Source organism: Roseovarius sp. M141, assembly GCF_024355225.1.
Classification (GTDB): domain Bacteria; phylum Pseudomonadota; class Alphaproteobacteria; order Rhodobacterales; family Rhodobacteraceae; genus Roseovarius.
In genome coordinates this window covers 1,632,799-1,657,162 of record NZ_VCNH01000008.1, presented here as the reverse complement: position 1 = coordinate 1,657,162, position 24,364 = coordinate 1,632,799, and the positions used below count along the sequence as shown (strand labels likewise).

Genomic DNA, 24,364 nt, shown 5'->3' with positions numbered 1-24,364 from the left:
CGAACAACGATCCATCCTGCGCGCCGCCGGGATGGAACTGCTAACCTGCAATCGTCAGCGTAATCGACTCCAGCCCGTCAATGCTCCCGCTCAACATACTGCCCGGCGCCACGGGCCCCACCCCCGCAGGCGTGCCGGTAAAAATCAAATCCCCCGGCGCCAGATGATAATAGCGCGACAGATGCGCGACGATCTCAGGCACGCTCCACATCATGTCCGACAGCCGCGCCTCCTGCATGCGTCGCCCATCCAGATCCAGCGTGATCGACCGATCACCCAGACGGCCAAACGCGTCGGCCATCGTAATTGCCCCCACAATGGCGGAGTTCTCAAAATCCTTGCCCAGATCCCAAGGCTTGCGCCCCTCCTTGGCCGCGCCTTGCAGATCGCGCCGGGTCAGGTCAATCCCGCAAGCGTAACCGTAAACAGCGTCCAACGCCTCCGCCTCGTCCACTTCAAAAGCGCCCGCCCCGATGGCGATGACCAGTTCCATCTCATAGTGGCAATCACGCGTGCCGGGCGGATAGGCGATGACGCTACCCGATGGGGTGACCGCATGCGCCGACTTGGTGAAATAGAACGGCGCGGCGCGGTCCACCTCGGCGCCCATCTCGGCGGCATGTGCGGCGTAGTTGCGCCCGACACAAAACACGCGGCGCACAGGGAAAACCTGTACATTGCCCGCGATCGCCACGCAGGGCGCGGTCGGAATATCAAAAACAGGTTTGGCGGTCATGGCGGCCCTCCCTGGCAGACGCCTCCGCCAACAATTATGCGGCGCGCCTGCGCGCCTGTCAAAGCAGCTTCACGCGGGGATGTTGGCGATACCGCCCGGATATGCGATGACACAGCGGCCCAATACCTGTCCAAAAAAACCGAGCTTTCATGCCCACACCCGCCTATCGCCGCTACGCCATCTACTACACCGCGCCGCCCGGCCCGCTGGCCCGGTTCGGCGCAGAATGGCTGGGCTGGGACATCGCGCAGGGGCGCAGCCCTGCACAGCGGCCCGATATCCCCGGCCTTGCGAAACCCATCGATACGCTGATAACAGCGCCGCGCCGATACGGCTTTCACGCCACGATCAAACCACCCTTTCGCCTCGCGCCATCGCAAACCGAGGCAGCATTGACGGCAGCCCTGTCCGCCTTTTGCGGCGCCCGGGCCCCTGCCTGCGCCTCCGGGCTGGAGCTTGCACGCCTTGGCCGTTTTCTTGCACTGGTGGCGACGGGCGACACGGCCAGCATCAACGCCCTCGCGGCAGACGTAGTGCGCGATTTCGACCACTTTCGCGCCGCATCGACAGCGGCCGAAATCGCCCGCTACAACAGCCCGACCCTCAGCGCCGCGCAAACCGAAAACCTGCAGGTCTGGGGCTATCCGCACGTCATGGGCAGCTTTCGCTGGCACATGACCCTGACCGATAAACTTCCACGCGCCAAGGCCGCCGCCGCCCATGCCGCGCTCGCCCCCATGCTGACGCCGCTCCTGCCACGCTCATTCACCTTGGACGCGCTCAGCCTCGTTGGCGAAGATTGTAGCGGCCAATTCCACCTGATCCACCGTACCCCGCTGACCGGTTAACGCGCCAACACGGCTTTCAATGTTCTGAAAATACTTATTCGACGTCGCCACATCGCGCCACCCTCGCGGCAAAGCGCGCGATAAACCGCGCCCGCGCATCCGGCAACGGCTTGTGGCCCAGTTCGGGCGCCAGACGACTGTGCAGGAAATAACCGGTGGTGTGCAGCCCCTCTGCGATCTCATCGTCAGGTGCAGTGCCGTGGCCCAACATGCAGGGCGGCAGGGGCAGCAGGCGATCGGCCCAGTCGCCAGCCCCCGCGCGCGACACCGCCCGACCGCTGCGGGGTGACACGTAGCTGAGGTCATTCGCGCGCGCCCCGCGCACTGCGCAGGCCGACAGATCAAGACCGAAACCCATTTCCTGAAGCAGCGCCATTTCCCACCGCAAATAGGCCAGCGGCCAGACATCACGCGCGCCCATCAGGTCCAGCAGCGTCTCGGTGCGCTGATACAGCGCGGTGTGTGCCTCGCGCTCGGGCAGTGAGAACAGCAGCAAGGACGTCACAGCGTTGAGCCCCGCCAGCGCCAGCCGGTCGTCCATCACCAGCGCCATGCGCGAGCGGACAGGCTCGACCGTGAAGGCGCCCAAATGGTCCTCCAGCCGGGCGCGCCATGACAGGTCCAACTGCGCGCCGGGCTGAAGAATAGCCGCCAATCGCCGCGACGCACCGCCGCGCACGACGCCTGCGTGGCGCCCCCGCAACGGCGTCAGGACGTCGATGATCGCAGAGCTTTCGCCGTGCCTGCGCACCGACAGCAAAATTCCCTGATCGCGCCATTCCATTGCCGCCTACCCCTGCCCCGCACCATCGGGCGCATGAGGCAAAACTATAGCGGCGGCGTTAATCTGCAAGGCCGGGCTGGTCCAGCAGGTGCCTTCCGGCGCGATCCTCGACCTCGACCACCCACAGATCGCGATCAAATCCACACTGCCGCGCGATGGCCGCATCTACATCGGACTCCGCCCCCGCGATGAGCGCATCCCATTTGCGCGCGCCGCTCATCAGATCAAAGCTGCGCTGGTAGGCCGCGGCCTGCCCGTCGAGCGTGTTCAGCTTGACCAGCACCGCGCCCGAAGTGTTGTCGCCATGGGCGGTGACGAAAGCGGGGATATCCATCCCGCGCAGGCGGGTGAGGTAAGCGTGTACCCAGAACTCCGCCGTGAGGCGCGTCATGCGGGCCGTTGGATTTGAGTATTTTCGGAACATTGAAAGACAGGGCGGCGCATCAATTGCCATCCTTGAAATTAAGTCCCATTTCGGAATACCGCTCGGCCTCTTCCAGCCAGTTGGGGCGCACCTTGATTTGCAGGAAAAGGTGGACGCGGCGGCCCAGGAACTCCTCCAGCTCGGCACGGGAGGCGGCGCCAACCTGTTTGATCGTCTCGCCCTTGTGGCCCAGCACGATACCCTTGTGGCCGTCGCGCATGACGTAGATCAGCTGATCGATGCGGGCCGAGCCGTCGTCCTTTTCTTCCCAGTTCTCTGTCTCGACGGTCAGTTGATAGGGCAATTCCTGATGCAGGCGCAGAGTCAATTTCTCGCGGGTGATTTCAGCGGCGATCATGCGCAGCGGCAGATCGGCGATCTGGTCCTCGGGGTAGAGCCATGGGCCGTCTGGCAACTGATCTGCGAGCCATTGGCGCAGCGCGACGACGCCGTGGCCCTTTTCGGCGGAAATCATGAAGGTTTCGGTGAACGGGAACCGGTCGTTCATATCCTTGGTCAGGGCCAGCAGGACGGGCGATTGAACGCGGTCGATCTTGTTTATGGCCAGCGCGACCTTGCGGCCTTTGGTCACCTCGGCCAGGTTTTCCAGGATACGCTGGACGCCTTCGGTGACGCCGCGATGCGCCTCGATCATCAGGACCACTACATCCGCATCCGCCGCCCCACCCCAGGCGGCAGCGACCATGGCCCGATCAAGGCGACGGCGCGGTTTGAACAGGCCCGGCGTATCGATAAAGACCAGCTGCGCGTCATCCTCGATGGCGACGCCGCGGATACGGGCGCGGGTCGTCTGCACCTTGTGGGTGACGATACTGACCTTGGCGCCGACCATGCGATTCAGCAGAGTAGACTTCCCTGCGTTCGGCTCTCCGATCAGGGCTACGAATCCGGCGCGTGTGCTCATGTGGCTGTGTTCCATCGGTTGCAAGCCGCAGACCTAACCGATTGATGCGCGCTTGCCCAGAGGGCGCGGCGGGCACGGTGCTTTGCGGGTGCCTACGCGTCGTCGCCCTCGAGCCGATCCATCAGCACCTTGGCGGCCATCTGTTCTGCCTGACGCTTGGAGCCTGCTGTGGCCGTCTCTTCGATCCCGTTCTCAAGCTGGGCCGCGATCGTGAAAACCGGTGCATGGTCGGGGCCGCTGCGCGCGGTCTGCACGTAGCGGGGCGGCGGCATGCCGCGCGCCTGCGCCCATTCCTGCAATGCCGTCTTGGGGTCGCGCGCATCCTGTTCGACCGCATCGATGCGAGGCGCCCAATGCGCCATGATGACATCGCGCGCCGCCCCGAACCCTGCGTCCTGATAGACAGCGGCAATGACCGCCTCCATCGCGTCGCCCAGCAGCGCCTCTTTGCGGCGCCCGCCTGACAGCATTTCCGACCGGCCCAGTTTCAGAACCGCGCCCAGATCGATGTCACGCGCGACGGCGGCGCAGGCCTCCTTGCGCACCAGCGCGTTGAAGCGGGGCGCCAGCAGGCCTTCGGCGGCGGTGGGGTCGTGCGCCAGCAGCGCTTCGGCCATGACAAGGCCCAGCACCCGGTCGCCCAGAAACTCCAGCCGCTGATTGTCGGACCGGCCGACCGAGGACATAGACGGGTGCGTCACCGCCTCGATCAGCAGCGCCGGACGGGCGAAATCATGCCCGAGACGCGCCGCGAAGGCCCGGAGCTCTGCGGAAAGTTTCAATCGAGCCCCTTGAAGAAGCGGTCCGACCGCCATGTCCAGAAATAGAGCATGGATTTGCCGGCCGAGGAAAAGATGACGCGATCTGCCCGCCCGATCAGGTTCTCATAGGGCACAAAGCCAACGCCGCCCACCGTCTGGGGATAGCGGCTGTCGGTCGAATTGTCGCGGTTGTCGCCCATGAAGAAATACTGCCCCTCGGGCACGGTGAACACGCCGGTATCGTCCGAGCGCTGATCGCCGATGTTCAGGATACTATGCGAACGTCCGTTCGGCAGCGTTTCGATCTGGCGCGGCTTGACGCATATCGACCCCTCGCCCACTACCCCGTTGGCGCAGCGCGGGCGGCTGTTCATCGAGCCCTGGCTTTCGTAAATCTCGTCAAAGCTGCCCGCATCCTCCAGCGCGACCGGAGTGCCGTTGATCTGCACCACGCCATCGGTGATCTGAACCGTGTCGCCCGGCAGACCGATCAGGCGTTTGATGAAATCGCTGTGGTTGACCGGGTGGCGGAACACGATGATATCGCCGCGCTCGGGCTCGGCGCCCCAGAACCGGGTGTTGTCGCCGTCCAGAAATCCGCAGATATCCTTGGCGTCCACATCGATCGGGCCGAATTTGATCGACGGGCATGAGGCGTAGGAATAGCCGTAGGCCATCTTGTTCACAAAGAGAAAATCACCGATCAGCAGCGTGTCCTTCATCGATCCGGAGGGAATCCAGAACGGTTGAAAAAACAGCGTGCGGAACACGCCGGCGATCAGCAGGGCGAAGACCACCGTCTTGATCGTCTCGATGATGGGATTGCCTGTCTTGGCCTCGGATGCCATGCGCGGTCTCCGCCTGATATGCGTTTAAAGCTATGAAGTGAGGCGCTTCATGGGCGCGGGGACGGCCCAAGTCAACCCGGCGTATCGCCGCCTGCCTGAATCGGCCCGAAGGGCCGCGCCTCAATCACCACGAAGGCCTGCGCCCACGGATGGTCGTCGGTCAGGGTGACATGGATGATCGCGTCATGGCCCGGCGGCGTCATCTGCGCAAGGCGGTCTGCCGCCCAGCCCGTCACCTCCATCACCGGCTGGCCGGTGGGCAGATTGCTGACGGCCATGTCCTTCCACGCGATGCCCATGCGCAGGCCGGTGCCCAGCGCCTTGGAGCACGCCTCTTTGGCGGCCCAGCGTTTGGCGTAGGTGCCGGGGGCGTCGACGCGGGCTTCGGCCTTGCGTTGCTCGGTATCGGTGAAAACGCGATTGCGAAACCGGTCGCCAAAGCGGTCCAGCGTGCGGGCGATCCGCTCGATATTGGCCAGATCGGTGCCGATGCCAAGAATCATCGCAGTGCTGTCACGGCTTGTCCGGACCATTCCGGCGGGCGGCTGCATCCTGTTCGCTACGCGCGCCGATGCCCAGGAAAAAGCGGTTCGACAGAAGGTAGCCCAGCGCATAAAGCCCCAGCAGTATCAGGAATTGCCTGGAGCCGAATTCCGCGATGGTCAGCTTGGCAAACTCCGGCATCAGCGCGGTCATGGCATAACTGAGCGCGATGTTCAGGATCACCGCCAGCACCGTTGCCAGCAGCGCAAAGTTCCACGCCTCAGCCGGGTTCGGTTTGCGCCCCTCGCTGCGCACAAAGGCGCGCCCTTCGATCAGGGCGGCGACCATCGCGGGCGCGAGCAGCTGCGCAGACGATCCAAGACCGGCATCCGCCCACGCATTGGCTGCCAGCACGATCAGCGCGACACCGATGGCCATGCCCAGAAAGACGGCTGTATAACGCGGATAATTCATCGCGCAGCGTCCATCAGGCGGCGCATTTCCACAATGGCGGGTTTCAGCCCCATGAACACCGCCTCGCCGATCAGGAAATGGCCGATGTTCAGCTCGGCCACCTCGGGCAGCGCGGCGATGGGCGCGACGGTGTCAAAGGTCAGGCCGTGGCCGGCATGCACCTCAAGCCCCAGCGAGTGGGCGTAGGTTGCCATCTCGCGCAGCGCATTCAATTCGGTGTCGCGGGCCATGAACCGGTCCTCGGCATGGGCGTCGCAATAGGCGCCGGTATGCAGTTCAATGACGTCGGCGCCGACGCGCGCGGCGGCCTCGATCTGGGCCGCGTCCGCCCCGATGAAGATCGACACCCGGCTGCCCGCCTCGCGCAATGGCGCGATATAGCGGGCCAGAGCCGCCTCGTCGCGGACCACATCCAGCCCACCCTCTGTCGTGCGTTCCTCGCGCTTTTCGGGCACGATGCAGACGGCGTGGGGCGTCAGGCGCAGGGCGATCTGCGCCATCTCGTCGGTCGCGGCCATCTCGAAATTCAGCGGTACGGTCAGCTGTGCCATCAGCGCATCGATGTCGCGGTCGATGATATGCCTGCGATCCTCGCGCAGATGCGCGGTGATGCCGTCGGCGCCGGCCTCCTGCGCGATCAGGGCCGCGCGCACCGGGCATGGCACGACGCCGCCCCGCGCGTTGCGCAACGTGGCGACGTGGTCGATATTCACGCCAAGGCGCAGCTTGATTGCGTCAGTCATGGTGTCCCCCGAACGGCATCGGCCCGTAACATGTTCCGCGCCAAAGTTTCCGCATCAGCAAACCTCTGAACTCCGCCCGCCGTCAAGCCGAGATCAGCCCTCGATGCCGGACTGTGACGCTTTGGCATCGTCGACCGCGGCCTTTTTCTTGAGTGCGATCCACTTGGCCTTGAGCCGTGCCTGCCGACGCTTCTGGTAGACCAGAATGACCGGCAGCGAAAAGTAATAGGCGGCGGTGGCGCAGATCAGTCCGGGTATGATGCCGCCGACAAGGTAGGGCAGGAAAACCTCGTCATAAAAGACGATCAGTTTGCTCCAATGAGCCTGCTCATGGGTAAACATGGCAATAAAATTATGCCGCAAGTCAGCCCAGGCGCCAAGTATCTTGGCGCCCAGTGTCAGGTGCACCTCCTCGGGCAGACGCCCGCCCGTGCCCAGAATGAAATATCCGGTCTGAAGCGCGCTGGCCGCGATGGCCGGAAATGTCAGCGGATTGCCGATGAATGTCGCCAGAAGGGACGCCAGGATATTGCCGCGCAGGATCTTTGAGAACAGCGCGGCCAGCACGAAGTGCAGCCCGAACAAGGGCGAAAAGGTCACGAACACCCCGGCAAATATGCCGCGCGCGATGCGGTGCGGCGGATCCGGCAGGCGCGTGACGCGGTATTTCACATAACGCGCAGCACGGGTCCAGCCACCCTTTGGCCAGAAAAAATCGGCGACGGCCCTCCAGACGGATCTTCTATCTCGTCGCTTGAAGACCAACGCGGCTCACTCCCGTTTCTCAGGTTTCGCCCTTGCCGGCGGCACGGGACCTATCGCGATGACGCTCGACCTGCGCGACGTCGGTGTCGGCATCCAGCACATTGATGACATTGTGCAATTGTTCCGCGTCACGCAGTTCGACCTCGACCAGCAGGCGATAGAAATCCGGCTTGCGGTCGACAAAGGTCATGTTTGAGATATTGGCGTTGCACTCGCCAATCAAGGTGCAAATTCGCCCCAGCACACCGGCGTCGTTGCTCAGGGTCACATTCAGCGTCACGCCGTAGACGGCCGCGTGGGTGCCAGAGTGCCAGGCAAGGTCGAGCCAGCGCTCGGGCTGTTCCTCGTGGGTGATCAGCGTATCGCAATCGATCGAGTGGACAACGACGCCCTTGCCGCGAAAGGTGATGCCGACGATCCGCTCGCCCGGCAGCGGCTCGCAGCAGCGGGCCCTCTCAAACCGTTGATCCGGCTCAAGGCCGATCACGGCGCGATCGCGGCCGACCTCGTCGCCGCCCTGTGGGACAAGATCGGGATAGACGGTGCTGACGACCTCGCGACCGGTCAGTTCGGCGCTGCCCATACGCGCCAGAACCGAATCAATGTCCTTGAGCTGCAGATTCTTTGCCGCCGCGATCAGGGCCTTGTCGGTGGCGCGCTTGCCCACATGTTCGAACGCGGCACGGGCCAATTCACGGCCCAGCTTGATATAGCGGCTGCGATCCAGCTCGCGCAGGGCGCGGCGAATGGCGGATTTGGCCTTGCCGGTCGTCGCGATGTCCAGCCAGCTGGATTGCGGGGTCTGACCATCTGCCGTGATGACATCGACCGACTGGCCATTCTTGATCCGGGTCCACAGTGGCACCCGCATGCCGTCAATCTTGGCCCCCACGACGGCATTGCCGATACGGGTGTGGATGGCATAGGCAAAATCGATCGGCGTCGCACCGCGCGGCAGCTTGATCACCTCGCCCTTGGGGGTGAAGCAGAACACCTGATCGGAATACATCTCGAGCTTGACCGCTTCGAGGAAATCGGCGTGATCGGCCTCGTCCAGTTGATCGGTCAGCGTGTTGATCCACTTGGACGGATCGACGGCAAAGGGGTTTTCGCTGCGCACCCCGTCACGGTAGGACCAATGCGCGGCCACGCCGGATTCGGCAACATCATGCATCTGGCGCGTACGGATCTGCACCTCGACCCGCTTGCCGTCGCGGCCCGAAACGGTGGTGTGGATCGACCGGTAGCCGTTCGATTTCGGCTGGCTGATGTAATCCTTGAACCGGCCCGGCACGGCGCGCCAGCGTTGATGGATCGCACCCAGAATGGCGTAGCATTCGGATTCGTCGGCGCAGATGATGCGAAACCCGTAGATGTCTGACAGGCGCGAAAAGGCCAGATCCTTTTCCTGCATCTTGCGCCAGATCGAATAGGGCTTCTTGGCGCGGCCCAGCACCTCGGCCTCGATGCCGACCTTCTTCATCTCCTTGCGGATATCGGCGGTGATGCGGCTGATGACATCGCCCGATTCGCGTTGCAGCGTGATAAAGCGGCGCATGATCGACGCGCGCGCCTCGGGGTTGATGACGCGAAAGGCCAGATCCTCCAGCTCTTCGCGCATCCACTGCATGCCCATGCGGCCCGCAAGCGGCGCATAGATATCCATTGTCTCGCGCGCTTTTTGCACCTGCTTGTCGGGGCGCATCGCCTTGATCGTGCGCATATTGTGCAGACGGTCGGCCAGCTTTACCAGAATGACGCGCAGATCCTTGGACATCGCGATCAGCAGCTTGCGAAAATTCTCGGCCTGCTTGGTTTCGCTGGAACTGAGCTGAAGGTTCGTCAGCTTGGTCACGCCATCGACCAGATCGGCGATCTCGGTGCCGAACATCTCGGCTACGGCGGCATAGGAGGCGCGGGTGTCCTCAATCGTGTCATGCAGCAGCGCGGTGACGATGGTCGCATCGCCCAGCCGCTGCTGCGCCAGAATGGCGGCAACGGCGATGGGGTGCGAAAAATAGGGCTCGCCCGAATAGCGGGTCTGCCCGTCATGCATGCGCAAGCCATAATCATAACCGCGCCGCAACAACCCCTCGTCACTGCGCGGGTTGTAGGTACGCACCAGCGCGATCAGGTCATCGGCGGTAATCATGTGATGCACCCGTCGCGCCGCAGGTCCGCCCGCAGCCGGGCCGAGGAGGTCAGCCCTGGCCCTGCGCCTTCATCAATTCGCGCAGAAGGCGCTCTTCGGACATGTCGTCGTCGGCGGGCTTATCGGCGTCGCCGCCCATCAAAAGGGCCATCTGGTCCTCTTCGGGCTCATCGACTTCGATTTCGGTCTGATTCGATTCGATCATCCGCTCGCGCAGGTCTGCCGCGCTTTGGGTTTCGTCCGCAATCTCGCGCAGCGCCACAACGGGGTTCTTGTCGTTGTCGCGGTCGACCGTCAGCGGCGCCCCTGCTGTGATTTCGCGGGCGCGATGCGCGGCCAGCATCACCAGTTCGAACCGGTTGGGAACCTTGTCGACGCAGTCTTCTGTAGTTACGCGGGCCATGGGACCTCCGGATTTGTAAAGCGGGTGGAAACGTCTCCCTTACGCGCGCGCAGCCGAAGGTGCAAGCAGGTTATGGCAGGCGCACCACCTCGGCCACTGCTTGCGCAGGCAGGGCCGCCACCATGTCGCGTATGGTATGGCCCAGCACCGGGTGGCGCCAATCCGGCGCAATGTCGGCCAGCGGGATCAGCACAAAGGCGCGCTCTTGCAGACGCGGATGCGGCAGGATCAACTCATCCGGCGCGCGCACCATCTGATCGTCCAGCGGCAACGCGCGCCATGCGGCGTGCCCGGCCCGGTCCGGCAGCACGGTCTGGCCCTGCGCGATCAGATCCAGATCCAGGGTGCGACGCCCCCAGCGCTGCACCCGTTCGCGGCCAAAATGCCCCTCGATCCGATGCAGCAGATCCAGCATCTGCCGCGCCCCCCCGGCCATGCCGATTTCGGCGGCCGCGTTGACATAATCCGGCCCCGCGCCCGCCGGAAAGCAGGGCGTCGCATAAAACGGGCTGACGGCGCGCAATTCGCCCCCCTCGCAGACCAGCGCATCCAGCGCCGCGCGCAGAGTATCGCCGGGCGATCCGGCGCGGGATGGCAGATTTCCGCCCAGTGCGATCAGAAAACTGTCAATTGCCGTCACGTAACCCACCTTCTTTAGCAACCCGGTGGCCTTGCCCCGCGTTTATCATGAATTTAAGCGTGTGCCGAAACACTCCGGAAGCATTAGCTCCAATAGCACTTTTTTCCATCTTGGAAATTTTTTGCGCATCGACCGGATGAAAGGATGACGAATGTTTTACAAGGTTGAGCGTCTGGCGCTCTTTATCGACGGCTCGAACCTCTATGCTGCCGGCAGGGCCCTGGGATTTGACATTGACTATAAATTGTTGAGATCCGAATTCATGCGCCGTGGCAAATTGTTGCGCGCCTTCTACTACACCGCATTGCTGGAGAACGATGAATACTCCCCGATCCGCCCGCTGGTTGACTGGCTAAACTATAACGGGTTCTGCATGGTTACGAAACCCGCCAAGGAATACACCGACAGCCAGGGCCGCCGAAAGGTGAAGGGCAACATGGACATCGAACTGGCCGTCGATGCGATGGAACTGGCACCCCGCGTCGATCACATCGTTCTGTTCTCGGGCGATGGCGATTTCCGTCCGCTGGTGGAATCGCTGCAACGTCAGGGCGTGCGTGTGTCGGTTGTGTCTACCATTCGCAGCCAGCCGCCGATGATCTCGGACGATCTGCGCCGCCAGGCCGACAACTTTATCGAACTGGACGATCTGAAGGACGTCATCGGGCGCCCCCCGCGTGAGCAGAATATCGACCGCGAGCGCGCAATCGAGGCGCTGGACTGACCAGCCTGATGCAGCTACTCCGACGGTTTCGCCGCTGATCTGTGCGGCAATGGCATAGTAACGCGTCACCTTCTGCCCAGCCGTCGCCGTCACGGCGGTAACGCTCGGGTCCGGGGGAGGACGTTCAGGCGCGGCTTTTCGCCCGTCCCCTCTGGACGCGCGGGGCCTCACCGCTTACCTCTGCGGCCAAGGAGCCCAGACCATGAGCAAACCACCCCTGACCCTTCATCTGGCGGCGCCGCGCGGTTTTTGCGCCGGCGTCGACCGCGCGATCAAGATCGTGGAAATGGCGCTGACCAAATGGGGCGCGCCGGTCTATGTGCGCCACGAAATCGTGCATAACAAATACGTCGTCGACGATCTGCGCGCCAAGGGTGCGATTTTCGTCGAGGAACTGGATGAATGTCCTGCCGACCGCCCGGTGATCTTTTCCGCGCATGGCGTGCCGAAATCCGTCCCGGCCGAGGCGAATGCGCGCAACATGGTCTATGTCGATGCGACCTGCCCGCTGGTCTCCAAGGTCCATATCGAGGCCGAGCGTCACCACGAGGCCGGCCTGCAAATCATCATGATCGGCCATGACGGCCACCCCGAAACCATCGGCACCATGGGCCAACTGCCCCCCGGCGCGGTGCTGTTGGTCGAAACCGAGGCCGACGTCGCCCGGCTGAATGTGCGCGACGAGGCCGCGCTGGCGTATGTGACGCAGACCACGCTGAGCGTGGACGACACCATCGGCATTGTCGCCGCCCTCAATGCGCGATTCCCCGCGATCCAAGGTCCGCACAAAGAGGATATCTGCTACGCTACCACCAACCGGCAGGCGGCGGTCAAGGCGATGGCGCCAGACTGTGACGCGATGCTGGTGGTCGGCGCGCCCAATTCCAGCAATTCGCGCCGTCTGGTCGAGGTGGGCGCGCGCGCCGGGTGCGGCTATGCCCAGCTGGTCCAGCGCGCCGGTGACATCGACTGGCGCAGCCTTGAGGGCGTGCGCAGCATCGGCGTGACGGCCGGCGCATCGGCCCCCGAAGTGCTGGTGAACGAGGTGATCGCGGCGATCCAGAACCGCTATGACGTGACCGTAAATCAGGTCGAAACGGCGGTAGAGAACATCGAATTCAAGGTACCCCGCGTGCTGAGGGCGCCCGCATGAACAGCATCCCACGCTCGGCCCTGATCCTCGGGCTTGCCGGACTGATCCCGTTCGTTTGGGGCGCGATCACCGTGTTGCACCCGCCCCTTGCCGACTGGACAAACCACACGATCGGACCGCGCTTTGCGGGGCCATATGTCATGCTATTCTACGGCGCCATCATTCTGGCCTTCATGTCCGGCGTGCTCTGGGGCTTTGCCACGAAACTGGAGGGGACGCAGGCCGCGACCGGCTATGCGCTGTCGGTGATCCCCGCGCTCTGGGCGTTCTTCACGACCGGCGGCGGGCCGAACAGCGCCGGCATTTCGCTGATGGCAGGGTTTATCGGGCTGCTGGGTCTCGACTGGCTGTTCTGGCGTTTCGGCGTCGCGCCAGACTGGTGGATGCAATTGCGCGTGCTGCTGACCGCCATCGTGCTGGCCTGCCTTGCCGTCGGTGTCTTTGCATGAGCGTGGATAAGGAAACCTTGGGCGTCTATGGCGCCCGCGCGCAGGATTACGCCGCCATGACCGATGATCTGGCGGACGACAAACACCTTACCGCCTTTATCGCCGCAATGCCCGCAGGGGCGCGCGTGATGGATATCGGCTGCGGGCCGGGCCGGGCTGCGGGCCAAATGGCCGCCGCAGGGCTGACAGTTGACGCCATCGACGCGGTGCCGGAAATGGTCGCCATGGCCGCAGCACAGCCGGGCGTCACCGCGTGGCAGGCCACGTTCGATCAGATCGCCGGCGATGCCCTCTATGATGGGATTTGGGCCAATTTCAGCCTGCTGCACGCCCCGCGCGCCGCCTTGCCCGGGCACCTGAGCGCCATCCACCGCGCACTGAAATCCGGCGGGCTGTTCCATATCGGCATGAAAACCGGCGAGGGCGAAGGCCGCGATGATTTGGGCCGTTTCTACACCTACTATACCGAGGCCGCGCTACGCGGCCTTCTCATCGCCGCAGGCCTCACCCCCGGCAACGGCTGGACGGGCCGCGATATCGGCCTTGCCGGAAACCCCGACGACTGGAGCGTCATCCACGCATATGCCTAAGCTTTTCGCCTATACCGACGGCGCCTGTTCAGGCAATCCCGGCCCCGGCGGCTGGGGTGCGCTCCTGCGCGCCATGGACGGCCCCACCATCGTCAAGGAACGCTGCCTCAAGGGCGGCGAAGCCAATACCACCAACAACCGGATGGAGCTGCTGGCCGCGATCAACGCGCTGGAAACCCTGGCGAAACCGTCGACGCTGACTATCATCACCGATAGCCAATACGTCAAGAACGGTGTCACCGGCTGGATCCATGGCTGGAAGCGCAACGGCTGGAAAACCGCCGCCAAGAAACCGGTGAAAAACGCCGAACTCTGGCAGCGCCTCGACACCGCCCAAGCCCGCCATGACGTGACATGGGAATGGGTCAAGGGCCACGCAGGCCACCCGGAAAACGAGCGCGCGGATGAACTGGCACGCGAAGGCATGGCCCCGTTCAAGGGTGGATCCGCCAAATGACCGCACTCGTGCTGCTCGACTATGCCTCGGTGCTGATCTTCGCGCTGACCGGCGCGCTGGTAGCCAGCCGCGCGCAGCTCGATATCGTCGGGTTCGCTTTCATCGCCAGCCTCACCGCGGTCGGCGGCGGCACGCTGCGCGACCTGATGCTGGACCGCCACCCGATCTTCTGGATGGGCGATCCCACCTATATCCTGATCGCCGTCAGCGCCGCCGTATTGATCTTCTTCACCGCGCATCTTGTCGAGAGCCGGTATCGCTGGCTGCTCTGGCTCGATTCCTTCGCGTTGGCGGTCGCCGTCCCTGCGGGTGTGTCGGCGGCGCTGGTGATGGCGCAGCCCCTGCCAATCGTGGTTCTCATGGGTATGGCCACTGGCTGCTTGGGCGGCCTCATGCGCGATGTGGTGATCGGCGAGGTGCCATTGGTGCTGCGCAAGGGCAAACTATACGTCAGCGCCGCCTTCGCCGGATCGCTGATTGCGGCAATCCTCGACCGGATGGAATTTGACACCTTCATCATCCTTGGCGGCTGCGGCGTTGTCACATGGGCCTTGCGCGCAGGCTCGCTTGCCTTCGGCTGGTCCATCCCGGTCTACAAATCGCGCCCGCCCCGCCAATAGCGCACTTGCAGCTTTTCCCTGGTCTAAATACCCAAATCCCACCGCCCAATACGCGCGCGGTCGCCAATTCAGCGCCGACCGCGCCAATGGAACGGCACGATCACCAGCGCCCCGATCGACGACACGATCGCATTCAACCCGGACGAGCCAAAGCCGATCCCGAACATGAGCCGCACGAAATAGAACAGAAACGCGCCGCCCACGCAGATGATAATCGAGGGCAATATGCCATTGCGGGTAAACCGGGATTTTTCCGAAACATACCCGACGATCCCGGCGATCACGACAGTGCCCATGATGGTTGGAAACATCAGCCTTCGCCCATGATCATGCCCGGCGCCACGGACATGCCGCGCAGGAACTCGGGCCCATCCTGCGCCGCCCGCCCGGCCCGCTGCAAGCGCAATAGCTGCACCGCCCCTGTCGCGCACGCAATGGTCAGCGCATCGTCCAGCACCTCGCCCGGCGCGCCCTGCCCTTCGGCCAGCCGCGATGCCAACAATTTTACGCGCTGTCCGGCGATTTCGGTCCAGGCCCCCGGAAACGGCGAAAGGCCCCGGATCTGCCGGTCGATCTCGTCGGCGCCGCGCGACCAGTCGATGCGCGCCTCAGCCTTGTCGATCTTGGCGGCATAGGTGACGCCCGCATGCGTCTGAGGCTGGGGCACCAGCATCTCAAGCCGCTCCAGCGCGTCGCAGATCAGCGCCGCGCCCATCACGCTCAGCCGGTCATGAAGCTGCCCGGTCGTCTCCAGCGCGCTGATCTGCACCTCTTCGCGCAGCAGAACAGGTCCGGTATCCAGCCCCGCCTCCATCTGCATGATGCAGATACCGGTGACGGCATCGCCCGTCATGATCGCGCGGTGGATCGGCGCGGCCCCGCGCCAGCGCGGCAGTAGCGACGCGTGGATATTCAGGCAGCCATGCACCGGCGCGTCCAGCACAGCTTGCGGCAGGATCAGCCCATAGGCGACGACGACAGCGACATCCGCGTTCAGCGCGGCAAAATCCGCGCGGTCGGCCTCGGCCCAGAAGTTCAATGGATGCCGCACGTCCAGCCCCATTTCGGCGGCGCGCGCATGGACCGGCGTGGGACGGTCCTTCTTGCCGCGTCCGGCAGGGCGCGGCGGCTGGGTATAGACGGCGGCGATGTCATGGCCGGCCCGCACCAGCGCCTCCAGCACCGGCACCGAAAATTCGGGCGTTCCCATGAAGATCACGCGCATCGCCCTACCCCGCCAGTTTCCGTGCCTTGCGCAGCAGCATGTCGCGGCGCAGCTTGGTCAGGCGATCAAAATACATCCGCCCGTTCAGATGGTCGATCTGGTGCTGCACCGATGTGGCCCAGAGCCCGACAAAATCGCGCTCCTCCACCTCGCCATCCGCGTTCAAGAACCGCACCGTCACCGCGCGGGGGCGCGCAACCAGCGCCGACAGGCCCGGCAGGTTCGGGCTGGCCTCCTCATGCGGGCGGAATTGCACGCTGGCATGCAGCACCTCCGGGTTGGCCATGCGGATCACCTGCCCGCGTGCGTCGCTGGCGTCGACAACTGCAAGGCGCAGCATCACGCCTATCTGCGGTGCAGCCAGGCCGACACCCGGCATCGCCTCCATCGTGTCGATCATGTCCCCCCAAAGGGCGCGGATCTCATCGGTTATCGCGTCCACCGGCGCGGCGACGCTGCGCAGACGCTTGTCCGGCCATGGGATGCAGCGGCGCACGGTCATCGCCCTACCCCCGCGCCATTTCGCGTTTCAGCTTCTGCATCCGGCGGGTGATCAGCTGCCGCTTCATCGGGCCGATATGATCGATGAACAGCTTGCCGTTCAGGTGGTCGATCTCGTGCTGCACGCAGGTTGCCCACAGCCCGTCAAAGCCGGATTTTTGCTCATTCCCGTCCATATCGATCCAGCGCACCTCCACCTCGGCGGGGCGGGTGACCTCGGCGTATTGATCGGGAATCGACAGGCATCCCTCCTCGTAGACATTCAGCGCGTCCGAGACGGCGGTCACCTCGGGGTTGAACATCACCAGCGGTTTCGGCGCCGCGCCCTCTTCCTTGACGCAATCCATGACGATCAGGCGGCTCAGCACGCCGACCTGCGGGGCAGCCAGGCCGATGCCGGGCGCGTCATACATCGTCTCCAGCATGTCTTCGGCCAGTTTATGCATATCACCCGTCACATCCGCGACAGGATCGCAGAGCTTTTTCAGGCGCGGGTCGGGGTGGATCAGGATCGGCATTTTCATGGACCTGCATGTAGGCCACCCGCTGCGCCAGCGCAACGGGTGCAACGGCCCTTGCGCCTGCGTATAGGTGGTTTAGCTTGCGACCCGGGCGGCACAAGGGAGACCCTGCATGAATTTCGACGAAATAATCGACCGCGTCGGCACGCATTCCAGCAAATGGGACATGATGGAGCCGATCTACGGCGTTAGCCCTCAGGACGGCATTTCCATGTGGGTCGCAGATATGGATTTCCGCCCGCCACAATGCGTTTCAGACGCGGTCAAGGCGATGCATGATCATGGCATCTACGGCTATTACGGCGACGACCGCGCCTATCGCGCGTCGATCCAGTGGTGGATGAAGGAACGCCACGGCTGGACGCTGGACAAGGACGCGATCTTCACCACGCATGGATTGGTTAACGGCACCGCGATGTGCGTGGATACCTTCACCCTGCCGGGCGATGGCGTCGTTCTGTTCACCCCTGTTTATCATGCGTTTTCGCGCGTCATCAAGGCGGCGGGGCGCGTGGTGGTGGAATGTCCTCTGGCGCTGGAGGCAGGCAAGTATCGGATGGATTTCGACACTTGGGACGCGCAGATGACGGGCAAGGAAAAAATGCTCATCCTTTGTTCGCCTCACAATCCCGGCGGGCGCGTCTGGAGCAGGGACGAATTGCAGGGCGTGGCCGATTTTGCCAAACGGCACGATCTGATTCTGGTGTCCGATGAAATTCACCATGATCTGGTGATGCCCGGCCACCGGCACATCCCGATGGCGAACATCAACGGCATCGAGGATCGCCTGGCCATGATGACCGCCACGACCAAGACGTTCAACATCGCCGGGTCCCATACCGGCAACGTCATCATCCCCGACGCCAACCTGCGCGCGCGCTTTGCCGCGCGCATGGCAGCGATGGGCCAGTCAGCCAATTCCTTTGGTCTGTTCATGACCGAGGCCGCGTATTCCCCGGAAGGCGCCGCATGGGTCGACGCCTTGGTCAGGTATCTGGACGGCAACCGCAAACTGTTCGACGAAGGGCTGAATGCCATCCCCGGCGTCAAATCCATGCCACTGGAATCCACCTATCTTGCGTGGGTTGATTTTGACGCCACCGGAATGACGCATGACGAGGTCACGGACCGCGTTCAATCGGGCGCGCGCATCGCCGTCAATCATGGCCCGACATTCGGGACAGGGGGCGAAAGCTATCTGCGCTTCAACCTCGCGACGCCCCGCTCGCGCGTGGCCGAGGCGGTGGAGCGACTGCAAAAAACTTTTGGCGACCTGCAATAAGAATGGTCGGTCGGGATTGCCCCGCCGCGATACCGCATCAGCCGCTGAAATCCTCCAGCAATCCGGCAGGCGCATCCGGCGCGCGCACAAAATCAATTGGCTGGCTAACAGTCGCCTCCGTCATGCGTTTATAGTCGAAATGCCACTCCGCCCCCTCATCCGAGGCCGCAACGATCAGACATTGCGACAGGTGCCGCGCCCCATCAAAAAGATCGACGTGCCCGCGCAGATGCGGCGCATGCGCGGCATCGACGGCAAAGCCACCGGGCCAAGCGCGCAGAATGCGATACGACGTGCCATCCACCTCGACCCGCAAGCGGTGGCTTTTCAAATGTGCAGCGCGGCGTGCGGCATCCAACCCGTCCTGCACGTCCTTCGGCAACCCCATATCCATGTCCGACTCCCCCCAAGAGCTGTGTCCTGAGTCCAGGATGCAGGCAAAATCATTCCGATCAAGTTAAGATTTTCAGAAAGCTACGGGAGTCACAGTTTTACCAGCATCCGGGCGCGCGCCCGGCGCGTGGCGGCCATAATGCGCAGCCATAGCTGCCAGATCTTCGGGCGGGGTGCCGGCCTGCACAAAAGCGCGGGCATTGGCGCAGAGCTCAAAAATAGTCCCATCGGTAAAAAAGGACGTGCCGTTGACGAAGATAATCTGCACCTCCGGGTGCCGGTAGCAGGCATAGTCGGCCACCGCCAGCGCGCTGCCCTCCCGCAGAACCAGATCCAGCACGATCACGTCAAACCGCGCCGTCTGAAGCGCCGCAATCGCCCGCGCCTGTCCGCCCTCAAGGCGCGCGACAAGACCTTGCCGCACCATATGACGCTGCCACATCTGCCCCAAGTTTGGATCGCTCTCGACAATAAGAACATTCATAGCGCCGCCCTTTGACCAAAATTGCCCTCTGACGGGCCGCTGCACCTTGTGAACGCATTTGCAAGAAGATGAGCGCCAACTAGTACCGAATGCTTGCCGCAGACCTGCGGTTTGATGCGACAGGTGACATATCGGCGATTTTCCGCCATTCAGCCTTGCGACAGCGGCCAATATCCGCTTGGAAGGCGTAGATTTTCGAAATGTTGGCAGAAAAGGGGCCACCACATGGGCATCGCTGCTGTCCTGGCAACTGCCATGGCGCTCGACGCGGTCTTCGGCGAGCCGCGCTGGCTGTGGCAAAAGCTGCCCCATCCCGCCGTGCTTATGGGCCGGGCCATCAATTCTCTGGACGTACGGTGGAACACCGGGCACGCGCGCCGGGCCAAGGGGGTTGCCGCAGTTATCCTGCTGGCCGCCACTGCGCTGACCATTAGCGCAATACTCTCGCAATTTGGGGAGCTGGTCGTCGTGATCGTCGCCGCCATCCTGATCGCACAGCGATCGCTGTGTGATCACGTCGCGGCTGTTTCATCCGCATTGCGACTGTCCGTGGGTGACGGGCGCGCGGCGGTCGCCATGATCGTCGGGCGTGACACGCGCGATATGGATCCACCGGCTGTGACACGCGCCGCAATCGAATCGGCAGCGGAAAATTTCAGCGACGGTGTCGTCGCGCCGCTGTTTTGGCTGGCCATCGGCGGCCTGCCCGGCCTTATCCTGTACAAGACGATCAACACCGCCGATAGCATGATCGGCCACCGGACGCCGCGCCATACGCAATTCGGCTGGGCGGCGGCGCGGCTTGACGATCTGATGAACCTCATTCCCGCCCGTGCAAGTGCCCTGTTGATCGCCCTTCTATCCCGCCCGCGCCCCCGCTGGGCCGAGATCGCAACCGAGGCCCGCCAGCACCGATCCCCAAACGCCGGCTGGCCCGAGGCTGCCATGGCGCGCAACATCGGTGTCGCCCTGTCAGGTCCGCGCGCCTATCACGGAAAGATGCAGGACCATCCGTTCGTCAACCCACACGGACTGCACCAATCCGGCCCGGCGCAGATTGATGCAACTGTCACCGTATTGTGGCGCGCATGGGCGGTGATATTTGCATTTGCGGTCCTCTGCGCGCTCCTCCTGTGAAATATGACGTTTCCACATGATAGTGGCCGTGAAATAGTTAAGTTCCCGTTCCTGACGGGGCGCCAACTTCGCTGAATTTATGACAGTTCAACGCCGTTGAGACCCCCCATGCGTTTCGTGCCCCTCCTGCCGACACGCGACCAAGCGGAGCGGCTGTAAGGCGACAGTTTACGGTTAAGTAAGAAAAACCCAGTAGAAGTGCTCGGGTTTACCGGCGCAAATCCGGCCGCCCGCGCAGTTCGCTTCAAAGTGGAGACAGTGATAAAATCCACCGTGGTATTTGACGGCAACTTCAGGCCACCAGCGCCTCGGCCTTCTCGAGGTCGACCGAGACCAGCTGCGACACCCCCTGCTCGGCCATCGTGACGCCGAATAGCCGGTCCATTCGGCTCATCGTCACGGCATTATGGGTGATGATCAAAAACCGCGTCTCGGTACGTCGGCACATTTCATCCAGAAGATCGCAGAAGCGGGCGACATTGGCATCGTCCAGCGGCGCGTCGACCTCGTCCAGCACGCAGATCGGCGCGGGATTGGCCAGGAAGACACCAAAGATCAGCGCCAGCGCGGTCAGCGTCTGTTCGCCCCCTGACAGCAGGCTGAGCGTCGCCAGCTTCTTGCCCGGTGGCTGGCACATGATCTCAAGGCCGGCCTCCAGGGGATCATCGCTTTCGACCAGCACCAGACTGGCCTCGCCACCACCAAAGAGGTGTTTGAACAGCATCCCGAAATTGGCATTCACCTGCTCGAACGCAGTCAACAGCCGCTCGCGCCCCTCGCGGTTAAGGCCGCCGATGCCGCTGCGCAGCGCCTTGATAGCCTCCTCCAGATCGGTCTTTTCCGAGACGAGCGTGCCGTGCTCCTCCTCGATCTCCTTCGCGTCCTCTTCGGCGCGCAGGTTGACGGCGCCCAGCGCGTCGCGCTGGCGTTTCAGTCGGTTCACTTCGGCCTCGATGGCGTCAGAGGTCGGCATTTTGTCAACGTCGACCGCAAGCGCCTCCAGCAGCGCCTCGGGCGTCGTTTCCAGTTCGTCCGTGATGCGCTGAGCGGCAGCGCGCCTTGCTTCGCTGGCACCATCGGCGCGCGCCTCGCTGCGTGCACGCGCCTCGCGCGCTTCGCCTGCGGCACGCTCGGCCGTACGCTCGGCCTCGGTCGTCTGGCGCAATGCGGCTTCGCCGGTGGCCAGCGTGTCCCGCGCCGCACTATGACGTGCGTCCGCGTCGGCAATCTTGCTTGCAAGCACCTCGCGCTGTTCAGCCAGATGCGCAGGTGCGGCGGCGGCCTGCTTCAGCTCGGCTTCTGACGTCTCCTTGCGCTCGGCCAGTTCGGCACTGCGCTTCTCTGCCGTCTCCAGTCGGTGACGCCAGCCGCTGATTTCCTTGGTTACTTCCTGGTGGCGGCGCACACGCGCATCGCCTTCGCGGCGCAGCTCGTCATGGGCAGAGCGGCGCGACATCATGGTGATGCGCGCGGCCTCGACCGTTGTCTTGATATCGTCGGCGCGCGCGCGCTCGGCCTCCAGATCGCCCAGCTCTGCCAGTCCCTTTTCGGCCTCGGCCAACTGGGTCCGCCCCGCCATCGCCTCGTCCTCGTGGCGCGTCACGGCAAGAACCAGCGACTCCAGCTTGGACGCGGCCAGATTGCGGTCCGCTTCGGCCCGGCTAAGCGCACGCGAAGCATCGCCCATTGCACTATCCGCAGCGCGGCGGGCCGCGCGGGCGGCCTTGTCGGCCTCGGTCTGTTCCGCCAATTGGCGCTTGAGCGTTTCATGCGCGAACCGCGCAGCCTCCGCCCTGCCAGTGGCCTGCTCCAGAATTTGTTTCAGCTCTTCCAACCGGTTAAGCTGTTGCAGTCGCAATGCCGCCGCCGATGGTGCATCCTCGGCCCAGGCGCGATAACCATCCCAGCGCCACAAATCACCCTCCACGCTGACAAGGCGCTGACCCGGTTTCAGCAGCGGTTGCAGGCGGGGGCCATCGGCGGAATCGACCAGACCGATCTGGCTCATCCGGCGGGTCAAAACATCGGGGACCGACACGTTACGCGTCAGCGAGGGAACGCCGTCCGGCAGCGTCTGTAGCTGGTCATATCCGGGCAGTTCGGTCCAGCCTGACGGGCCATCAGCCGCGACCTGCGGTGCGCGCAGATCATCTGCCAGCGCCGCGCCCAGCGCCTTTTCATAACCCTGCTGCACCTGCAACCGGTCCAGGAGCTGGCCCCCTTCGGCGGTATCCCGCTCCAGCAGGCGCGCCAGTGCGGACACCTCGGCGCTCAGCGCGCTTAGTTCGCCCTCTGCCGCGCTGCGCTCGGCGCGGGCCTCGGCCTCGCGTGCCTGCGTATCGCCGCGTGCCTCGTCAGCGGCGGTCAGCGCCGCCTCGGCGGCTTCGACGGCCGCTTGGGCCGCCTGTTCGGCCCGCCCCGCCGCATCGAAATCAGTGCCCGCCCTGTCCATCATCGCCCGGCTCTGCTCGACCGCCGTGCGCGCACGGGCGGCTTCGGCCTCGCTACGCTCCAGCGTCTTGCGGCTGTCCGACAATAGCCGCTGGGCGGACTGATGCCGCGCGGACAGGCGCGCGACGTCTTCGGTCAGGGTTGCCAGATCGCTCTCGCGCTCCTGCAGGACATGGCTCGCCTCCTGCGCCGCTTCGGCGGCTGCCGCCAGCCGATCCTCGTGGCCCTCGGCGGCTTTGGTCAATTGAGCCTGCTCCCAGTCAAGCCGCTGGATCGTGTCGTCTGCATCGCGGTTCAGCCCCGCCTCGCGGTCGATATCGCGAGCCAGCTGCGCGATGCGTCCCTCCAGCGTCTCGATACGGGTGCGCGCGGCGGTTTCCTGATCGGCAAGGCTGCCCTGTTCCACGTTCAGACGTTGCAGAACGGCGGCGGCGATCGCCTCTTCCTCGCGCAGTGACGGCAAGGCGTCGTCGGCGGCGGCGCGGGCCTTGGCGGCCTCTCGTGCGGCGGTTTCGGCGCGCACGGTCGCAGTCGTGCGTTCGCGCAGCTCGGCGCGCGCGACGGTCAACGCCTCGTCCGCCTCGCGCCAGCGGCGGTACAGCAGCAGCCCTTCGGCCGCGCGCAGATCGTCCCCGATGGTCCGATACCGGGCCGCCTGCCGGGCCTGCCGGGCCAATGTCGCCAATTGGCTTGCCAACTGATCGACCGTGTCATCGACGCGGGTCAGATTGGCCTCGGCGCCCCTCAGCTTCAACTCGGCCTCGTGCCGACGCTGGTAAAGGCCGGAAATGCCGGCGGCCTCCTCCAGAATACGGCGGCGGGATTTGGGCTTGGCGTTGATCAGCTCGGAAATCTGACCCTGCCGGACCAATGCGGGTGAATGCGCGCCGGTCGACGCGTCGGCAAACAGCATCTGCACATCGCGGGCGCGCACGTCCTTGCCGTTGACCTGATAGGCGCTGCCGACGTCGCGGGTGATGCGGCGCACGATCTCGATATGATCGGCCTCATTGAATCCGGCAGGCGCCAGACGATCCGCGTTATCGATATGGATCGTCACCTCGGCAAAGTTGCGCGCACCGCGCGTGGCGGCCCCGGCAAAGATGACATCCTCCATCCCGCCGCCGCGCATGGCGGTCGGCCGGTTCTCGCCCATCACCCAGCGCAGCGCCTCCAGAAGGTTGGATTTGCCGCAGCCATTGGGGCCGACAACGCCGGTGCGCCCGTCCCCGATGATCAGGTCGGTCGGGTCGACAAAGCTTTTGAAGCCGGTCAATCTAAGCTTGGAAAAACGCAAAGTATCTGTGTTCCGTTCCGGTTGATGGTGTCTCAGTTTATCGGGCAATGTGGCGACCGGCGGCCCCCACTGTCAACGCCAAACCCCTTGATCC

General features: G+C 64.0%; 29 protein-coding genes. 9 read left to right on the top strand and 20 right to left on the bottom strand.

Annotation, left to right across the window (positions count from 1 at the left end; translation table 11 throughout):
• Positions 1 to 40: 40 nt before the first annotated feature.
• Complete coding sequence (locus tag FGD77_RS12165; RefSeq protein WP_255009959.1) at positions 41 to 736, bottom strand: fumarylacetoacetate hydrolase family protein; 696 nt, start codon at positions 734 to 736, stop codon at positions 41 to 43.
• 149 nt (positions 737 to 885) lie between these two features.
• Here FGD77_RS12165 and FGD77_RS12160 point away from each other — a divergent pair, with 149 nt between their 5' ends.
• Positions 886 to 1,584: a DUF1045 domain-containing protein gene (locus FGD77_RS12160; RefSeq protein ID WP_255009957.1), complete on the top strand. Its 699-nt coding sequence runs from the start codon at positions 886 to 888 to the stop codon at positions 1,582 to 1,584.
• 34 nt (positions 1,585 to 1,618) lie between these two features.
• Here FGD77_RS12160 and recO read toward each other — a convergent pair whose 3' ends face one another.
• The 12 genes from recO to folK form a co-directional block, all read right to left on the bottom strand.
• Complete coding sequence (recO, locus tag FGD77_RS12155; RefSeq protein ID WP_255009956.1) at positions 1,619 to 2,368, bottom strand: DNA repair protein RecO; 750 nt, start codon at positions 2,366 to 2,368, stop codon at positions 1,619 to 1,621.
• A 58-nt stretch (positions 2,369 to 2,426) separates the two neighbouring features.
• Positions 2,427 to 2,759 carry a DUF1491 family protein gene (locus FGD77_RS12150; protein ID WP_255009954.1) on the bottom strand — a complete coding sequence of 111 codons (333 nt, stop codon included), beginning with the start codon at positions 2,757 to 2,759 and terminating at the stop codon, positions 2,427 to 2,429.
• A gap of 52 nt (positions 2,760 to 2,811) precedes the next feature.
• A complete protein-coding gene (era, locus tag FGD77_RS12145; RefSeq protein ID WP_255009953.1) occupies positions 2,812 to 3,717 on the bottom strand; it encodes a GTPase Era in 906 nt (301 codons plus the stop codon).
• 92 nt (positions 3,718 to 3,809) lie between these two features.
• Positions 3,810 to 4,499, bottom strand: coding sequence for a ribonuclease III (gene rnc / locus FGD77_RS12140; RefSeq protein ID WP_255009951.1), 690 nt, complete (start codon positions 4,497 to 4,499; stop codon positions 3,810 to 3,812).
• Entirely contained in the window at positions 4,496 to 5,326 is an 831-nt protein-coding gene (lepB, locus tag FGD77_RS12135) for a signal peptidase I (RefSeq protein WP_255009949.1), read from the bottom strand. The genes rnc and lepB overlap by 4 nt, the downstream gene beginning before the upstream one ends.
• A gap of 71 nt (positions 5,327 to 5,397) precedes the next feature.
• Positions 5,398 to 5,829 carry a holo-ACP synthase gene (gene acpS / locus FGD77_RS12130; protein WP_255014197.1) on the bottom strand — a complete coding sequence of 144 codons (432 nt, stop codon included), beginning with the start codon at positions 5,827 to 5,829 and terminating at the stop codon, positions 5,398 to 5,400.
• Positions 5,830 to 5,839: 10 nt separating this feature from the next.
• Entirely contained in the window at positions 5,840 to 6,283 is a 444-nt protein-coding gene (locus tag FGD77_RS12125; protein ID WP_255009947.1) for an ABZJ_00895 family protein, read from the bottom strand.
• Positions 6,280 to 7,026: a pyridoxine 5'-phosphate synthase gene (locus tag FGD77_RS12120; protein ID WP_255009943.1), complete on the bottom strand. Its 747-nt coding sequence runs from the start codon at positions 7,024 to 7,026 to the stop codon at positions 6,280 to 6,282. Before FGD77_RS12120 ends, FGD77_RS12125 begins: the two co-directional genes overlap by 4 nt.
• Before the next feature lie 93 nt (positions 7,027 to 7,119).
• Positions 7,120 to 7,791 carry a DUF2062 domain-containing protein gene (locus FGD77_RS12115; protein ID WP_255009940.1) on the bottom strand — a complete coding sequence of 224 codons (672 nt, stop codon included), beginning with the start codon at positions 7,789 to 7,791 and terminating at the stop codon, positions 7,120 to 7,122.
• Positions 7,792 to 7,810: 19 nt separating this feature from the next.
• On the bottom strand, positions 7,811 to 9,943 hold the full coding sequence (locus FGD77_RS12110) for a bifunctional (p)ppGpp synthetase/guanosine-3',5'-bis(diphosphate) 3'-pyrophosphohydrolase (protein ID WP_255009938.1): 2,133 nt from the start codon (positions 9,941 to 9,943) through the stop codon (positions 7,811 to 7,813).
• Positions 9,944 to 9,992: 49 nt separating this feature from the next.
• Entirely contained in the window at positions 9,993 to 10,346 is a 354-nt protein-coding gene (gene rpoZ, locus FGD77_RS12105) for a DNA-directed RNA polymerase subunit omega (protein ID WP_255009937.1), read from the bottom strand.
• Positions 10,347 to 10,416: 70 nt separating this feature from the next.
• Complete coding sequence (gene folK / locus FGD77_RS12100) at positions 10,417 to 10,986, bottom strand: 2-amino-4-hydroxy-6-hydroxymethyldihydropteridine diphosphokinase (RefSeq protein ID WP_255009936.1); 570 nt, start codon at positions 10,984 to 10,986, stop codon at positions 10,417 to 10,419.
• A 151-nt stretch (positions 10,987 to 11,137) separates the two neighbouring features.
• Here folK and FGD77_RS12095 point away from each other — a divergent pair, with 151 nt between their 5' ends.
• The 6 genes from FGD77_RS12095 (at position 11,138) to FGD77_RS12070 (ending at position 14,979) form a co-directional block, all read left to right on the top strand.
• Positions 11,138 to 11,710 carry an NYN domain-containing protein gene (locus FGD77_RS12095; protein ID WP_255009935.1) on the top strand — a complete coding sequence of 191 codons (573 nt, stop codon included), beginning with the start codon at positions 11,138 to 11,140 and terminating at the stop codon, positions 11,708 to 11,710.
• A 202-nt stretch (positions 11,711 to 11,912) separates the two neighbouring features.
• A complete protein-coding gene (gene ispH, locus FGD77_RS12090) occupies positions 11,913 to 12,863 on the top strand; it encodes a 4-hydroxy-3-methylbut-2-enyl diphosphate reductase (RefSeq protein ID WP_255009934.1) in 951 nt (316 codons plus the stop codon).
• On the top strand, positions 12,860 to 13,312 hold the full coding sequence (locus tag FGD77_RS12085) for a DUF3429 domain-containing protein (RefSeq protein WP_255009933.1): 453 nt from the start codon (positions 12,860 to 12,862) through the stop codon (positions 13,310 to 13,312). The genes ispH and FGD77_RS12085 overlap by 4 nt, the downstream gene beginning before the upstream one ends.
• Positions 13,309 to 13,902, top strand: coding sequence for a class I SAM-dependent methyltransferase (locus FGD77_RS12080; RefSeq protein WP_255009932.1), 594 nt, complete (start codon positions 13,309 to 13,311; stop codon positions 13,900 to 13,902). The genes FGD77_RS12085 and FGD77_RS12080 overlap by 4 nt, the downstream gene beginning before the upstream one ends.
• Positions 13,895 to 14,359, top strand: coding sequence for a ribonuclease HI (rnhA, locus tag FGD77_RS12075; protein ID WP_255009930.1), 465 nt, complete (start codon positions 13,895 to 13,897; stop codon positions 14,357 to 14,359). Before FGD77_RS12080 ends, rnhA begins: the two co-directional genes overlap by 8 nt.
• Positions 14,356 to 14,979 carry a trimeric intracellular cation channel family protein gene (locus FGD77_RS12070; protein WP_255009928.1) on the top strand — a complete coding sequence of 208 codons (624 nt, stop codon included), beginning with the start codon at positions 14,356 to 14,358 and terminating at the stop codon, positions 14,977 to 14,979. Before rnhA ends, FGD77_RS12070 begins: the two co-directional genes overlap by 4 nt.
• Before the next feature lie 68 nt (positions 14,980 to 15,047).
• Here the strand turns inward: FGD77_RS12070 and FGD77_RS12065 are convergent, their stop codons facing one another.
• The 4 genes from FGD77_RS12065 to def (FGD77_RS12050) are packed head-to-tail and all read right to left on the bottom strand — an operon-like array spanning position 15,048 to position 17,229.
• The gene (locus tag FGD77_RS12065) at positions 15,048 to 15,290 is read right to left on the bottom strand and encodes a hypothetical protein (protein ID WP_255009926.1); all 243 of its coding nucleotides are present in this window, start codon (positions 15,288 to 15,290) and stop codon (positions 15,048 to 15,050) included.
• Complete coding sequence (gene fmt / locus FGD77_RS12060) at positions 15,290 to 16,204, bottom strand: methionyl-tRNA formyltransferase (protein ID WP_255009924.1); 915 nt, start codon at positions 16,202 to 16,204, stop codon at positions 15,290 to 15,292. The genes FGD77_RS12065 and fmt overlap by 1 nt, the downstream gene beginning before the upstream one ends.
• 4 nt (positions 16,205 to 16,208) lie before the next feature.
• Positions 16,209 to 16,706: a peptide deformylase gene (gene def, locus FGD77_RS12055; protein WP_255009922.1), complete on the bottom strand. Its 498-nt coding sequence runs from the start codon at positions 16,704 to 16,706 to the stop codon at positions 16,209 to 16,211.
• Between the two features lie 4 nt (positions 16,707 to 16,710).
• Positions 16,711 to 17,229 carry a peptide deformylase gene (gene def, locus FGD77_RS12050; RefSeq protein WP_255009920.1) on the bottom strand — a complete coding sequence of 173 codons (519 nt, stop codon included), beginning with the start codon at positions 17,227 to 17,229 and terminating at the stop codon, positions 16,711 to 16,713.
• Positions 17,230 to 17,338: 109 nt separating this feature from the next.
• Between def (FGD77_RS12050) and FGD77_RS12045 the strand changes: the two genes are divergently transcribed.
• Positions 17,339 to 18,508, top strand: a complete 1,170-nt coding sequence (locus FGD77_RS12045) for a MalY/PatB family protein (protein ID WP_255009918.1) — start codon at positions 17,339 to 17,341, stop codon at positions 18,506 to 18,508.
• A gap of 37 nt (positions 18,509 to 18,545) precedes the next feature.
• On the opposite strand, the gene FGD77_RS12040 is transcribed toward FGD77_RS12045, so the two are convergent.
• Both FGD77_RS12040 and FGD77_RS12035 read right to left on the bottom strand, forming a co-directional pair.
• Positions 18,546 to 18,902: a hypothetical protein gene (locus FGD77_RS12040; protein ID WP_255009916.1), complete on the bottom strand. Its 357-nt coding sequence runs from the start codon at positions 18,900 to 18,902 to the stop codon at positions 18,546 to 18,548.
• A 72-nt stretch (positions 18,903 to 18,974) separates the two neighbouring features.
• A complete protein-coding gene (locus FGD77_RS12035; protein WP_255009914.1) occupies positions 18,975 to 19,385 on the bottom strand; it encodes a hypothetical protein in 411 nt (136 codons plus the stop codon).
• A 225-nt stretch (positions 19,386 to 19,610) separates the two neighbouring features.
• Between FGD77_RS12035 and cbiB the strand changes: the two genes are divergently transcribed.
• Positions 19,611 to 20,522: an adenosylcobinamide-phosphate synthase CbiB gene (gene cbiB, locus FGD77_RS12030; protein WP_255009912.1), complete on the top strand. Its 912-nt coding sequence runs from the start codon at positions 19,611 to 19,613 to the stop codon at positions 20,520 to 20,522.
• Positions 20,523 to 20,814: 292 nt separating this feature from the next.
• Here the strand turns inward: cbiB and FGD77_RS12025 are convergent, their stop codons facing one another.
• Entirely contained in the window at positions 20,815 to 24,270 is a 3,456-nt protein-coding gene (locus tag FGD77_RS12025) for a chromosome segregation SMC family protein (RefSeq protein ID WP_255009910.1), read from the bottom strand.
• Positions 24,271 to 24,364: the final 94 nt, after the last annotated feature.